Here is a 13,168-nt window from a genome sequence, read left to right on the forward strand (position 1 = left end):
AAGCGGACAGATTGTCCGTTGCGGACCGGCTGCTCCCGAGTGACAGTGAGATCCACTTCGGGAGGTGTCCGACATGCGGGTGGGTGTCCGAACCTGGCTGCGCCCCATTCTGTGGGTCGTCGTCATGGCCGTGCTGGTCACCGCGGTTTCCGTGCTCGTCCTGCGGCGGCAACCCCCGACCGAGGACGAGCTGCTCCGGCAGGCCGGCGTGGGCGACACCCTGTACGTCGGCGCCACCGGCACCCAGCCCGGCATCAGCGACCGCAACCCGAGGACCAGCCGCTGGTCCGGATTCGACGTCGACATCGCGCTGATGATCGCCGGGGCGCTGCGGATCCCCCGCGACGACGTGAAGTTCTGCCGGATCCGGGTCGAGGACCGGGGCCGGGGCACGTCCGCCGACCCGGACTGCGGCGGACATCCGCTGCACATGGTGGTCGCCGCGTACAGCATGACGCCGGACCGGGTGAAGGCCCACGCGCTGGCCGGGCCCTACCTGGTGACCACGTCCTCGGTGCTCACCCGCCGCGGGCATCCGACGGTCAAGACCCTGCGGGACCTCAAGGGCCAGTCGGTCTGCATGGCCGGCACCGCCACGTCGCAGTCCCTGCTGGAACGGGCCGGTGCCGACGTGCGGGCCACCGAGGACACCGTCGCCTGCGTCCGGCAACTGCTGGCCGGCGACGTCGACGCGGTCAGCACCGACACCGCGATCCTGGCCGGTTTCCTGCGGCAGCACCGCGGCAGGCTGGCCATCCACAACATCAGCTCGGACGTCGACGAGAGGTGGGGCGTCAACGTCCTCGGCAACGATCCGCTGCGGACGCTGGTGGATCTCGCCCTGGAGCAGGCCCGGGCCTCCGGCGCCTGGAGGCAGGTGTTCCGGCGATGGTTCGGCGAGAAGACCACGACCCTGGTCGGCCAGCAGGTGGCCGAACCGGTCCAGCCGAAGGTGTTCGAGCCGCCCCGGGTCCGGCGACTCCCCTGGGACCGCCGGACCTGCTGAGCCGGCCGGCCGGCGACCGGCAGTGGCTGCTCGCCGCGCTGCCGGCGCTGCCGATCCTGCTGCTGGCGTTGCGCCTGTGGTTCCTCAGCCAGCGTGACGGGCCGACCATGCTGCTCCTGCTGCAGTACGTCAGCCCGCTCGGCCTGTTCACGTCGTTGCTCGGTGCGGTGTTCTGGGCGCTGCCGGCGACCCTGCTGATCGGGCGGCTGCTGGGCCTGCTGCTGCTGGCGAGCGCCCGCCCCGGCGAGCCGCCGCGGATGTCGGCGCCACTGCGGCTGGCCACCCGGGCACCCGGGTGGCTGGTGGCGACGGCCGTGCTGCTGGCCGCGCTGACCTGGCAGTTGCGGTTCCTGCCGATCCTGGCGATGACGGCGCTGCTCGGGTTCGCCCTCCAGGAGCGGGGCCGGCGGCCGGTCCTGGCCACGATCCTACCGCTGGCCTGCGCGGCGGCACTGACCGTCGTGTTCGGCCCGGTCGCGGTCCGGGCCTGGCACACCGACCCGATGCTGGAGTGCCGGCTCACCGCGGTCCTGCTGCTGCTCCCGCCGCTGGTGACGCCGGTGCTGGCCGGTCCGGTCGCGGCCGCGTTCGCCGGGCGGGTGGTGCGCTACCTCAGCGCCACCCTGATGGTGCTGCTGCCGGTGTTCGTCGCGGCGGTCTTCATCCGGGTGCCGGTGCTGCCCACCATCGCGGTGCAGGTCCTCGGTCCGGAGCCGGCGACGGTGCACGGTTCGGTCCTGGACATCGACGAGCAGGGCATGGTCCTGCTGGACGTGCAGGGCCGGGTGCGGTTCATCAGCAACGACGAGGTGGGCGCGCGGACGCTGTGCCCGGACTCCTCGCACGTCGTCACCACGAACCTCGCGCTCGACGTCTGGCCGGTCGAGTACACCGCCCTCGAACAGCTGCTCCCCCGCGCACTGACCTCAGACCCCTGCTAGCGCCATCGGGCCCCGCGTGGTGATTTCGGGCGTCCAGCGCGCCTGAAATCACCACGCGGACAGGCTTCGCGCTCTGACCGCGGAACGTGTCAAGAGTGGCCCCCGCCGAACGGCGGGGGCCAACATGTACCACCTGGCGGATCAGAGGAGGCTCTGGTCCTTCAGCCACTGCTTGGCGACCTGCTCGGGGCGCGCGCCGTCCACCGAGACCTGCTTGTTCAGCTCGGTCATCACGTCCTGGGTGAGGGCCGCCGCGATCGGGTCGAAGATCGTCTTCAGGGCCGCGGCGTTGGCGTCGTAGTACTCCGAGCGGAACACCGGCGCCGCGTTGTAGAGCGGGAAGAAGTTCTTGTCGTCCTGGAGGACCACCAGGTCGAGGGCCTTGATCCGGCCGTCGGTGGTGAACACCTCGCCGAAGTTGCAGGGGTCCTGTTTGTCGGTCGAGGTGTAGACGATGCCGGTGTCCAGGACGGTCACGTTGGCCGCCGGGACCTCGAAGCCGTACTTCTTCTGCAGGCCGGGCAGACCGTCGTCACGGGTGGAGAACTCGCTCTCCACGCACATCGTCGCGGCGGCCGGGTTCGCTGCCAGGTCGGAGATCGTGGTGGGGCTGCCCAGCTTCTCCGCGGCCTTGCGGCTGTACGCCAGACCGTACGTGTTGTTGAAGGTGGCCGGGGTCATCCAGACCAGCTTGTTGTCGGCCAGGTCCTTCTCGGACACCTTCTGCCACTGTTCGGCGGAGTCCGCGATCGGCTCGGTGTTCTGGAAGAAGCTGATCCAGGCGGTGCCGGTGTACTCCCAGTAGACGTCGACCTGGCCCGCGGTCAACGCCGCCCGTGCTGCGTTCGTACCCCCGAGATTGGTCTCGTCCTTGACCTTGGCCCCGGCGTTCTCCAGGGCGAGCTTGGTGATCTGGCCGAGGACGAGCTGCTCGTCGAAGTCCTTGGAGCCGACGGTGACCGAGGTGCCGGCCAGCGGGCCGTCACCGCCGGAGCTCTCGTCCGATCCGCATGCGGCGCTCGAGAACACGAGGCCGAGGCCGGCGGCGAGCACAGTGGTCTTGCGGAAGATGTTCACGAGAAAACCTTTCTAGAGCCCACGAGGGGTGAGCAGTTCTTCGACGGCGGCGGCGAGCCAGTCCACGAGCAGCGCGAGGCCGGAGGCCAGGACCGCGCCGACGATCAGGACCGGGGTGCGGTCCAGCTGGATTCCCTGGAAGATGACGTAGCCCAGGGCCTGGACGCCGAAGAAGGTCGCCAGGGTGGCGGTGCCGATGTTGAGGATCAGGGCGGTGCGGATGCCGGCCAGCACGACCGGGACCGCGAGCGGGAGCTCGATGCGCAGCAGGGTCTGCATCGGCGACATGCCCATCCCGCGGGCCGATTTGACCAGGGTCTGGTCGACCTGCTGCAGGCCCACCATGGTGTTGCGCAGGATCGGCAGCGCGGAGTACGCGACCAGGCCGAAGACGACCGACTCGAAGCCCACGCCGGCCAGCAGCACGACCAGGGTGATCAGGCCGAGTGACGGGATCGCCTGTCCGAGGTTGCCCAGCACCAGCACGACCGGCGCGACGAACCGCGCGGATCGCCGGGTGGCCAGGATGCCGAGCGGGACGGCCACCGCGATCACGATGACCGTGGACACCGCGGCGAGCTGCAGGTGTTCGATCACCCGTTTGGTCAGTTCACCGGCGTTCAGGGTGCGCTGCTCGATGCTGTCCAGCTCCTGCGCGGAGACCCAGGCGTAGAGCGCCGTGCCCACCACGGCCAGGAAGAGCGGCATCCCCAGCCACTGCCGCAGGGTCCATCTCCCCCGCGGGGCACGCTTCGCCTCGAATTCAAGCTCATGGGGTACGCGTGAAGCGGTCGTCACCATCAGCCGGCCACCTTCGCCGCCCGGTAGAACTCGCTGCTGTCGCGCTGGACCGACCGGGTCGCCACCATGACCGTCTCGAAGTCGAGAAGGCCCTGGAAACCGCCGTCGCCGTCGACCACGAGCGCGACGCCCGCGTTCGAGGTGAGCATCTCGTTGAGCGCGTACGACAGTGTCGCGGCGCTCTCCACCAGGGCGCTCACCGGCTGACCGGCCCGGTGCAGGTCGCCGTCGGCCCGTTCCAGGTCGGCGGCGTCCACCCACCGCTGCGGGCGCCCCTGACCGTCGAGCAGCAGCAGCGCCGACCGTTCCGACTTCGCCAGCCGGTCGCGCGCCTCGGCGGCCGTGCCGTCGATCCGCGCGGTCACCGCGCCGGTGTCCAGCGCGACGTCGCCGACCAGGCTGAGGTTGAGCCGCTTCAGCGACGCGCCGGCGCCGATGAAGTCCTCGACGTACGTGCTGGCCGGGTTGCTGAGGATGTTCGCCGGGGTGTCGTACTGCGCGATCCGGGACCGCTCCCCCAGGATGGCGATCCGGTCGCCCAGCTTGATCGCCTCGTCGATGTCGTGTGTGACGAAGACGATGGTCTTCCTGACGGTCTGCTGCAGGCGCAGGAACTCGTTCTGCAGCCGGTCCCGGGTGATCGGGTCGATCGCGCCGAACGGCTCGTCCATCAGCATCACCGGCGGGTCGGCGGCCAGGGCCCGGGCCACGCCGATGCGCTGGCGCTGGCCACCGGACAGCTCCTTCGGGTACCGCTTGCGGAACACGCCCGGCTCCAGGCCGACCAGGTCGAGCAGCTCGTCCACCCGGCCGTCGATCTTCGTCTTGTTCCAGCCGAGCAGCCTGGGCACGGTGCCGATGTTCTCGGCGACGGTGTGGTGCGGGAACAGGCCGATCTGCTGGATCACGTACCCGATCCGGCGGCGCAGCGTGTCCGGGTCGGCGGTGGTGACGTCCTCGCCGTCCAGGTGGATGCGCCCGGAGCTCGGCTCGATCAGCCGGTTGATCAGCTCCATCGTGGTGGTCTTGCCGCAACCGGACGGGCCGACCAGCACGACGATCTCGCCGCGCGGCATGTCCATGGTGACCCGGTCCACGGCCGGGAGCTGCTGACCGCGGTACTTCTTGGTCAGCTCCTCGAGCCGGATCATCGGCTCTTCCTTGGGGGCGATCTTGTCGGTGACGGTCATCGGATCCCCCTGGCGGTGGTGAGACGGCGGAGCAGGACGAAGACGGCGTCGAACAGCAGCGCCACCACGACGATGGCGAGCGTGCCGCCGAGCACGAAGTTCAGCGCGAACGGGCTGCCCAGCGAACGCAGCCCACGGAAGATCTCGTTGCCCAGCCCGGGCCCGTTGACCAGGGCGGCGATCGCCGCGATACCCACCACGACCTGGGTGGAGACCCGGACGCCGGTGAGCACGACCGGCCAGGCCAGCGGCAGCTCGATGCTGGTGAAGCGACGCCACGAGCCCATGCCCATGCCACGCGCCGCCCGCAGCACGAACTGGTCGACCGAACCGAGGCCGACGACGGTGTTACGGACGATGGGCAGCAGAGCATAGAGAACGAGTGCCGTCACGGCCGGCGGTGTGCCGAGCCCCAGCAACGGGATGAAGATCGCGAACAGTGCGAGCGACGGGATCGTCAGCAGCGTGGACGACACGGCGAGGATCACCGGGCGCAGCCGCGCCGAGCGGTGCGCGAGGACGCCGAGGGCGCAGCCCAGGACGAGGGCGATACCAATCGAGAGGGCGACGACGACGACATGGTCGACGGCATCACTGAATAGGAACTCCGCGTTATCGACGAGATATTCGTAGAAATCCATAGGCTTTCTTCGGGCCGGGGACAATTAAATGCGCGCCATCAGGGCGGCACGCAGGCGATCCAGCACGTCCAAGGAGTGTGGAACAGCCGTGCAGTACAAGTTGATCATTCAACTCGAACAACCGTAGAGCAATGTCCAGAGGCCTGACATGACAGTTCCATGACTTTTTACGGCGCAACGTGATAGTCGCAACAATAAATGTGCGAGGTTGCTTTCCTCGAGTTGCGAAGAGATAACGATGCATTTATGGTCCGACGCCGCCACCCGCCGCGCCGGATCGGCCGTTACCTTTTCGTGACGAATATGGATGGTGGGCCACTCCCGGGAGTGGCCCACCATCCATATTCGTCACGATCACACCGCCACGAGGCAGTGCCCGTCCTCACATCGGAGCGAGCTTGCGGACGGCAGCACCGGCGGCCTCGGCCAGGGTGAGCTCGTGGGTGCGGTAGTAACCGGTCAGGACCACGGCCACCGCGACGCGGCCGGACGCCACCACCCCGGCCTCGGCGAACAGGGCGTCCACGTAGGCGTTCGGGTCACTGACCGCCTTGACGGCGATCTCGATGCCGACCGCGCCGGTGGCGTCACCCAGCGACGGGAGGGCGGCCGGCGTGAACTTGATCGTGTAGCGGGGCGTCTCGACCCGTGGGCAGCGGTCGGGCAAGGCGGCGAGAGTGGCCGCGGACCGGCGGGCCGCGGACGCGCCGGGGGCGGAGAGCACCTCGGTCAGGGTCTCCACCTCGAGGGCCTGCCGGTCCCGGGTGACGAAGACGGCCTTCACCGCGTGCGCGGGCCGGGTGTCGACCGGGAGGCGGCACAGGTCGCCGCGTTTCAGCAGTTCCCCGAGCAGATCGGTGTACGGGTCGGGCCACGACGAGGTGTATCGGGGCGGCAGGTCCTTCGCCACGAGCAGCTTCCCGGTCAGGTCGGCCGGAGGTTCGGCAACGGCCGGTGCGGGGTGGACGACGAGCAGCACGGCCGCGATGCAGGCGTGGACGACAGAGCGCACGGTCTCCCCCTCGAGTGGATCTCTCCTCGGAAAGATAGGGCGATCCGGGCGCCTCCCCTACGCAGAGGCGCGATGACATCACGGAAAGCATCACTTGGGGTGACCCGTCCGGCGCGCCTGCGGTGGTCTCTTTCGGTGCCTCTTCGCCGGAACCCCGACAACGGGGCATCGATCATGGGCTGCGGCGGCGTACCGTGCCGGGCGTGCGCCGAAGCGTGATGGCCGGAGTCGTCCTGCTGCTCCTCGCCCTGTTCGGACTGACGGTCACCCTGCGCGGCACGGTGACGACCGCCCGCGCGATGAGCCTGCGCAACTGGCACGACGACGCGGTGACCCTGCTGACCTCGCAGGCCGAGGACCTGGTGGCCCGCGGGCAGACCGAGGCCGCTGCGCAGCTGCTCGACGAGGCACGGCAGCGGCGGGAGTCCGCCGCGCGCTTCGACAGCGACGTCCGTGAGGGGACGATCGCCACCACGGTGATCGCGCTCGTCACGGCACTGCTGGCCGTCCTCGGGGCACGGCCGGTGCTGCGCCACCGGCGGGACTCGCTCTACCGCGACGTGGTGACCGGGCCGCCACCGGTGACCACCGCTGCCGCCGCGGGGCCGTCGACGGTCTTCCTCTCGTACTCCAGAAAAGACGCGGCAACCGTGCGGCCGCTGCACGACGCCCTGGTGGCACGGGGCCGCGAGATGTGGGTCGACTGGACCGGCATCGCACCGACCGCCGACTGGATGCAGGAGATCGTCCGGGCGATCGAACGCGCGGACGCGGTGCTGTTCGTGGTCAGCCCCGACTCGCTGGACTCGCGGACCTGCCGGGAGGAACTCGCCCACGCGGTCGCCGCCGGCAAGCGGATCATCCCGGTGCTGGTCCGCGACGTCGACGGCGCCGGCGTGCCCGAACACCTGGGACGCCTGCACTGGGTGACGTGCCGGGCCGGCGAACCGCTGGACACCGCCGTCGACGACATCGTCGAGGCGATCGACCTGGACTTCTCCTGGGTGCAACTGCACACCTGGCTGTACGTGCGGGCCCGCGAATGGGACGCGAACGGGCGCGACCCGGGATCGCTGCTCGGCGGCGCCGACCTGAACCGGGCCCGGTCGGCGGTGCTGGTGGCGAACGGCCGCCATCCCGCCCTGACCGAGCTGCACCAGGAGTACGTGGCGGCGGCCGAGCAGAACGCGGTGGCCCGCACCCGCAAGGAACGCGGCGGCGCCTACCTGGCATCGCTGGCGTTCGGGGTGCTGTTCCCGGCGATCATCTACTCGGTGGCGTTCGACGAGATCAGCGAGAGCGGGCTGGTCATGCTCACCCCGGTGTGGGTGATGGCCCTGGTCTTCGGCATCACCGGCCTGACCGCGCGGCGGGCGACGTGGCGGCGGCCGGTGCTGGCGGTGGTCGCCGGGCTGGGCGCCCTGGCCGTCTTCTTCGAGGCCGTCTTCCCCGTCCTCTGACCGGTGGCGTGGTCACCTCACCATGGCCACGATCAGGGTGGCCGCGCCGACGGCGAGCACGATGTCGATCAGCGTCGCGTGGGTGCGGACGCCGATCCGTTCGACGACGCGCCGCGCGATCACCGAACCGGCCAGGAGCGCGCCGCCGACCAGCAGACCCCGCACGACCACCACGGCGGGAAGCGCCCCGGCCGCACCGAAGGTGGCGAGTTTCCCGGCGTAGATCAGCAGCGACGCGGCGGCCTCACTGCCCAGGAAGGCGCCACCGCCGAGCCCGTAACCGGTGAACACCGGAACACTCAGCGGCCCGGTCGAGAACAGCATGCCGGTGAGGAACCCGACGACCGCCCCGGCCACGATCATGTGCCGGACGCGGAACCGCCACCGCGCGGCCACCCCGGTCCGCCGCGCGACGATCATCGCCAGGAAGAACGCGGCGATCACCCCGTCCGCCACCGCCTGCGGAATCGTCAACAGCACCCGCGCGCCGAGGACCGCGGCCGGGACACCCCCTGCGGCGTACGCGACGGTGGGCCGCCACGCGATCACCCGCCACCAGGCGACGACCCGCCCGAGGTTCCCCAGCACCGCGGCGATCGCCATGACCGGCACGGCTACGCGCGGCCCGTACGCCCAGAGCAGCGCCGGCAGCAGCACCAGCGAGGCCCCGGTCCCGACCACGCCACTGAGCACCCCGGCCACGACCGCAAGCAGCACCAGCAGAAGGACGGTCAGCATCGGACGTCCGACCCCGCCACCACCAGGCCGCACCGCTCACCACGACGACGAAAACGGCCAAGCCGGGGCTCAGGGGCCACCGCCGCTTCATGACCGGCAGTAGACCACGCCCCGGCCGGCACGGTCAGGCGAAACCGCGGAAGATGCCGTCGCCCTCGACGTTGTCGGCGAAGTCGTCCCAGTCCATGTTCGCGAGCGACAGGTTGTTCTCCACCGACCACAGCTCGGCGGCGACGACACGGAACGTGGTGCCGTAACGCGAGCCGGGGCCCTGCTCCTCGTCGTCGCCGTCCTCGTCCTCGTCGTCGTCGTCGTCCTCGTCGTCGTCGAGGTTGACGACGAGGATCGGGAACTCCGGGTGGGCCAGCGCCAACTCGTCCGCGACGAGCACGAACGACTGCTTCGGATCGGCGGGGACCAGCGTGAGCAGCCGGGCCGGGGTCACGCCGTCGTAGGCCGGGTCGTCGACGACCTCGAAGGAGGCGGTGAACCCGTCCCTGGCACTCGGCGCGGCGGCCGCCTTCACGAGAGCGGCCCATTCCTCGGGGTACGCGAAATTGGTGCGGACCAGCAGGGGCGAGTCCACGTCAGGCAGGTTCAGTTCCGTCACAGCGACGAGGATAGGCCGCCCCGGCGGACGGGTGGTCCGCCGGGGCGTACCCCTCAGAGGGTCTCGCCCTTGATCTTGATGATCTCGGTCTCGCTGACGCTGGCCGGCTCCAGGACCCGGTGCAGGAACTCGCGGGTCCGGTCCTCGCGCGGGTTGCCGAACACCTCGGCGGGCGGGCCCTGTTCGACGATCACGCCGCCGTCCATGAAGACCACCCGGGAGGCGACCTCGCGGGCGAACGCCATCTCGTGCGTGACCACCAGCATCGTCATGCCCTCGGCGGCCAGGCCCCGCATGACCGCCAGCACCTCACCCACCAGCTCCGGATCGAGGGCACTGGTCGGCTCGTCGAAGAGCATCAGCTGCGGATCCATCGCCAGGGCACGGGCGATGGCGACACGCTGCTGCTGGCCGCCGGAGAGCTGTGCCGGGTACGCCTTCGCCTTCTCGCTCAGGCCGACCCGGCCCAGGTTCGCCGCCGCGATCCGGTCCGCCTCGGCCTTGCCGCGTTTCAGGACACGGCGCTGGGCGATCGTCACGTTCTCCCGCACGGTCAGGTGACCGAACAGGTTGAACTGCTGGAACACCATGCCGATGCCGCGCCGGACCTCGTCGATGTCGCAGTCCGGGTCGGTCACCTCGACGCCGGCCACCCGGATCGAACCGGACGTCGGCTCCTCCAGCAGGTTCACGCAGCGCAGCAGCGTGGACTTGCCGGAACCGGACGGGCCGATGACGCACACGACCTCGCCCGGCTCGACCGTCAGGTCGATGCCGCGCAGCACCTCCAGGCTGCCGAAGGACTTGTGCAGGTCACTGATCTCGATGGTGGACATCGTGCTCACCTCTCCCTTCCGGCCCGGCGTTCCAGCCCGCGGACCAGCTGCGACAACGGCAGCGTGATCACCAGGTAGAGCAGGCCCGCCACGACCAGAGGCGTCGGGTTGACCAGCGTGTTCAGCGTGTCCCCGGCGAACTTCGTCAGTTCGATCGTCGTCGACGTGACGCCGAGGACGTACACCAGGGAGGTGTCCTTGGTCAGCAGGATGATCTCGTTGGTGAGCGGCGGGATGACGATCCGGAACGCCTGCGGCAGCACGATCGAGATCATCGCCCGGGTGTGCGACATGCCCAGCGTCCGGGCCGCCTCCAGCTGCCCCTTCGGGACCGCCTGGATGCCGGCCCGGATCGTCTCCGCCATGTACGCCGCAGCGGTCAGACCCAGACCGACCGTCACCGAACCGTAGACGCCGCCGGGGATCTCCCGGTCCGGGAACGCCAGCGGCACGCCGTACCCGACCATGAACAGCACCAGCAGCGCCGGCAGCCCACGGAACAGTTCGATGTACGCCGTGGCGAACCACCGGTACGGCAGGACCGACGACAGCCGCATCAGCGCGAGCACCAGCCCGAGCGTCAGACCGAACACGAACGCCATCAGGGTGTAGAGGATCGTGTTGCGCAGGGCGATCGTGATCGCCTCGGGGAACATCCCGGTGGCGACGTCACGCCGGAAGAACGCCTCGGACAGGCGGGCCCAGTCCGCGGCACCCACCACGGCCAGGATCGCCAGCCCGAAGACGACATAACCGGCGACGCGCGCGATGCGCCGCCGGCGTCGGGGACTCAGCTTCATAGGATCAGCTGGCCGGCTTCTCGCCGATCCATTCCGCGTAGATCTTGTCGTACGTGCCGTCGGAACGGGCCGCGGTGAGCGCCTCGTTGATCGCCTTCAGCAGCTCGGTGTTGCCCTTCTTGACGGCGAAACCGTACTGCTCACCGGTGTCGAAGCCGGTGGCGACGGCGACCTTGCCGGGGTTGGCCTTGATGTACTCGTTCCAGACCGGCAGGTCGTTGACGGCGGCGTCGACCTGGTTGGTGGTCAGCGCCTGCTGCAACGCGGCGAGGTCCTTGTAGGAGACGACGGTGATGTCGAGCTTCTTCTCCGCGACCTGGCCCTTGACGTAGTCCTCGCCGGTGGTGCCGCCCTGCGTGCCGACCCGCTTGCCGGCGAGCTCCTCGAGGGTCTTGACCTCCTTGCCGGGTACGACCGCGAGCGCCTGGGTGGCGTCGAAGTACGGGTCGGCGAAGTCGAGCACCTTCTTGCGCTCGTCGGTGATGGTCATGCCGGCCGCGGCCACGTCACACTTGCCCGCGTTGAGGTCGGAACCCGACTTGATGCCCTCGAACGGCGTGTCGACGATCTCCTGGGTGACGCTGAGCCTGGTGGCGACCAGGTCGATCAGCGCCACGTCGAAGCCGACGACCTTGCCGCTGGTGTCCTTGGACTGGAACGGCGCGTACGGCAGGTGGGTGCACGTGGTCAGCGCCCCCGCCTTGATCAGCTTCACCCCGGTGTCGGTGGTGACGCTGGTGTCCTCCTTGGCGCAGCCCGCCACGCCGCTGACCGCCAGAATCGTGGCGGCTGCCAGTCCGGCCGCTCTATGAATGCCCCGCATGTTCATATGTCACTCCCTGTGATAACCCACACCCGCAGTGGGTTATCACAGGCTAATCCACGGCTGTCGACGTGCTGATCCCGCCATGGCCGGAACGCCCCCGGGCGGCCTCGGCCGACCAGCCGGCACACCCGGGCTGACCGGCGGCCGGGGACTCACGGGCGGCTCCTGCCCGTCCGGCGAGGGCGCTCCGAAGAGCACCTTCTACGCCGACACGGCGCGGCGGATCTCCCCGATCGACAAGGTCGCCGCCGGGGCGGCCGTTAAAGTCGGCGGCCATGGGAGTCCTCACCTTCAGCCTCAACGTCACCCTGGACGGTTGCGTCGACCACCAGGAGGGCATCGCCGACGACGAGACGCACGCCCACTTCACCCGGCTCCTGCACGAGGGCGGCGCGATGCTGTGGGGCCGGATCACCTACGAGATGATGGAAGGCTACTGGCCGGCCGTCGCCCGCGGCGACGTGGACGCGCCGCCGGCCATCCGCGAGTGGGCGGTCGCCCTGGAGGCGAAACCGAAGTACGTGGTGTCGTCGACCCGCACCGACTTCCCGTGGACCAACAGCCACCACGTCACCGGCGACCTGCGCGAGGCCGTGCAGAAGCTCAAGGACGCCACCCCGGCCGGGGTCCTGCTCGGCAGCGGCACACTGGCGACGGAGCTCGACCGTCTCGACCTGATCGACGAGTACCAGCTGCTCGTCCACCCGATGATCACCGGCCACGGCCCGAAGCTGTACCAGGGCGGCCTGCCCAGCACCCGCCGGCTCGAGCTGATCGCCGCCCGGCCACTCAGCAACGGCGCGGTCGCCATGCACTACCGCCGCGCGCGCTGATTACCTGAGCAAGGCCGCAAAGGACCAGCTCACCGGCCGGAAGGAGGCGAGTTGCCGACCGGACCAACCCCACGAAACCATGACATCATGACCTTCCTTTCGTACGCCGACCCGAAAACCGATCGACGGCCTGCGGCACATCGTCGAGACCGGCCTCGTTCGACCGGGACATCAGGACCGTTCCCCGACCGAACGGTTTCGGCGAATGGCTACCACGAGTTTCCAGCCTAGACACGTTTCGTGGTCAGGGTGCGAAGCCCATCCGCGTGGTGACTTCGGGCGCGCTGGACGCCCCAATTCACCACGCTGTTGTGGGTGTGGTGAATACGGGCGCGCTGGACGCCCGAAATCACCACGCTGTTGTGGGTGTGGTGAATACGGGCGCGCTGGACGCCCG

General features: G+C 69.6%; 14 protein-coding genes. 4 read left to right on the plus strand and 10 right to left on the minus strand.

The window, feature by feature from the left end:
- The first annotated feature begins 73 nt into the window (after positions 1-73).
- On the plus strand, positions 74-1,006 hold the full coding sequence (locus tag WH85_RS20995) for a transporter substrate-binding domain-containing protein (protein ID WP_157411125.1): 933 nt from the start codon (positions 74-76) through the stop codon (positions 1,004-1,006).
- Positions 889-1,947: a hypothetical protein gene (locus WH85_RS21000; protein WP_157411126.1), complete on the plus strand. Its 1,059-nt coding sequence runs from the start codon at positions 889-891 to the stop codon at positions 1,945-1,947. Before WH85_RS20995 ends, WH85_RS21000 begins: the two co-directional genes overlap by 118 nt.
- Positions 1,948-2,088: 141 nt before the next feature.
- On the opposite strand, the gene WH85_RS21005 is transcribed toward WH85_RS21000, so the two are convergent.
- The 5 genes from WH85_RS21005 to WH85_RS21025 all read right to left on the minus strand — a co-directional run bounded on the left by WH85_RS21005 (position 2,089) and on the right by WH85_RS21025 (position 6,668).
- Entirely contained in the window at positions 2,089-3,024 is a 936-nt protein-coding gene (locus WH85_RS21005; protein WP_045743619.1) for a glycine betaine ABC transporter substrate-binding protein, read from the minus strand.
- A gap of 12 nt (positions 3,025-3,036) precedes the next feature.
- A complete protein-coding gene (locus tag WH85_RS21010; RefSeq protein ID WP_045743620.1) occupies positions 3,037-3,825 on the minus strand; it encodes an ABC transporter permease in 789 nt (262 codons plus the stop codon).
- Entirely contained in the window at positions 3,825-5,015 is a 1,191-nt protein-coding gene (locus tag WH85_RS21015; RefSeq protein WP_045743621.1) for an ABC transporter ATP-binding protein, read from the minus strand. The genes WH85_RS21010 and WH85_RS21015 overlap by 1 nt, the downstream gene beginning before the upstream one ends.
- Positions 5,012-5,656 (minus strand): ABC transporter permease, encoded by a 645-nt coding sequence (locus tag WH85_RS21020; RefSeq protein ID WP_045743622.1) that lies wholly within the window; start codon positions 5,654-5,656, stop codon positions 5,012-5,014. The genes WH85_RS21015 and WH85_RS21020 overlap by 4 nt, the downstream gene beginning before the upstream one ends.
- A gap of 382 nt (positions 5,657-6,038) precedes the next feature.
- Complete coding sequence (locus WH85_RS21025) at positions 6,039-6,668, minus strand: hypothetical protein (protein ID WP_045743623.1); 630 nt, start codon at positions 6,666-6,668, stop codon at positions 6,039-6,041.
- Positions 6,669-6,871: 203 nt separating this feature from the next.
- Here WH85_RS21025 and WH85_RS21030 point away from each other — a divergent pair, with 203 nt between their 5' ends.
- Positions 6,872-8,128 carry a toll/interleukin-1 receptor domain-containing protein gene (locus tag WH85_RS21030; RefSeq protein ID WP_045743624.1) on the plus strand — a complete coding sequence of 419 codons (1,257 nt, stop codon included), beginning with the start codon at positions 6,872-6,874 and terminating at the stop codon, positions 8,126-8,128.
- A gap of 12 nt (positions 8,129-8,140) precedes the next feature.
- On the opposite strand, the gene WH85_RS21035 is transcribed toward WH85_RS21030, so the two are convergent.
- From WH85_RS21035 to WH85_RS21055, 5 genes are all read right to left on the minus strand, one after another.
- Positions 8,141-8,866 (minus strand): sulfite exporter TauE/SafE family protein, encoded by a 726-nt coding sequence (locus WH85_RS21035; RefSeq protein ID WP_045743625.1) that lies wholly within the window; start codon positions 8,864-8,866, stop codon positions 8,141-8,143.
- Positions 8,867-8,990: 124 nt separating this feature from the next.
- Complete coding sequence (locus WH85_RS21040) at positions 8,991-9,476, minus strand: DUF6924 domain-containing protein (RefSeq protein ID WP_045743626.1); 486 nt, start codon at positions 9,474-9,476, stop codon at positions 8,991-8,993.
- A 53-nt stretch (positions 9,477-9,529) separates the two neighbouring features.
- Positions 9,530-10,312: an amino acid ABC transporter ATP-binding protein gene (locus WH85_RS21045; RefSeq protein ID WP_045743658.1), complete on the minus strand. Its 783-nt coding sequence runs from the start codon at positions 10,310-10,312 to the stop codon at positions 9,530-9,532.
- Between the two features lie 5 nt (positions 10,313-10,317).
- Positions 10,318-11,112 carry an amino acid ABC transporter permease gene (locus tag WH85_RS21050; RefSeq protein WP_045743627.1) on the minus strand — a complete coding sequence of 265 codons (795 nt, stop codon included), beginning with the start codon at positions 11,110-11,112 and terminating at the stop codon, positions 10,318-10,320.
- A gap of 4 nt (positions 11,113-11,116) precedes the next feature.
- On the minus strand, positions 11,117-11,941 hold the full coding sequence (locus WH85_RS21055) for a transporter substrate-binding domain-containing protein (RefSeq protein WP_045743628.1): 825 nt from the start codon (positions 11,939-11,941) through the stop codon (positions 11,117-11,119).
- Between the two features lie 272 nt (positions 11,942-12,213).
- On the opposite strand from WH85_RS21055, the gene WH85_RS21060 reads away from it, so the two are divergent.
- Positions 12,214-12,771, plus strand: a complete 558-nt coding sequence (locus WH85_RS21060) for a dihydrofolate reductase family protein (RefSeq protein WP_045743629.1) — start codon at positions 12,214-12,216, stop codon at positions 12,769-12,771.
- Positions 12,772-13,168: the final 397 nt, after the last annotated feature.

Origin of the sequence: Actinoplanes rectilineatus (assembly GCF_000962825.1) — a bacterium.
Taxonomy (GTDB): Bacteria; Actinomycetota; Actinomycetes; order Mycobacteriales; family Micromonosporaceae; genus Actinoplanes; species Actinoplanes rectilineatus.

Bases quoted from the DNA above. Each gene is read 5' to 3' on its own strand.
- WH85_RS20995 (WP_157411125.1), top strand. From the start codon at position 74: ATGCGGGTGGGTGTCCGAACCTGGCTGCGCCCCATTCTGTGGGTCGTC.
- WH85_RS21000 (WP_157411126.1), top strand. From the start codon at position 889: ATGGTTCGGCGAGAAGACCACGACCCTGGTCGGCCAGCAGGTGGCCGA.
- WH85_RS21010 (WP_045743620.1), bottom strand. From the start codon at position 3,825: ATGGTGACGACCGCTTCACGCGTACCCCATGAGCTTGAATTCGAGGCG.
- WH85_RS21015 (WP_045743621.1), bottom strand. From the start codon at position 5,015: ATGACCGTCACCGACAAGATCGCCCCCAAGGAAGAGCCGATGATCCGG.
- WH85_RS21020 (WP_045743622.1), bottom strand. From the start codon at position 5,656: ATGGATTTCTACGAATATCTCGTCGATAACGCGGAGTTCCTATTCAGT.
- WH85_RS21035 (WP_045743625.1), bottom strand. From the start codon at position 8,866: ATGCTGACCGTCCTTCTGCTGGTGCTGCTTGCGGTCGTGGCCGGGGTG.
- WH85_RS21045 (WP_045743658.1), bottom strand. From the start codon at position 10,312: ATGTCCACCATCGAGATCAGTGACCTGCACAAGTCCTTCGGCAGCCTG.
- WH85_RS21050 (WP_045743627.1), bottom strand. From the start codon at position 11,112: ATGAAGCTGAGTCCCCGACGCCGGCGGCGCATCGCGCGCGTCGCCGGT.
- WH85_RS21055 (WP_045743628.1), bottom strand. From the start codon at position 11,941: ATGAACATGCGGGGCATTCATAGAGCGGCCGGACTGGCAGCCGCCACG.
- WH85_RS21060 (WP_045743629.1), top strand. From the start codon at position 12,214: ATGGGAGTCCTCACCTTCAGCCTCAACGTCACCCTGGACGGTTGCGTC.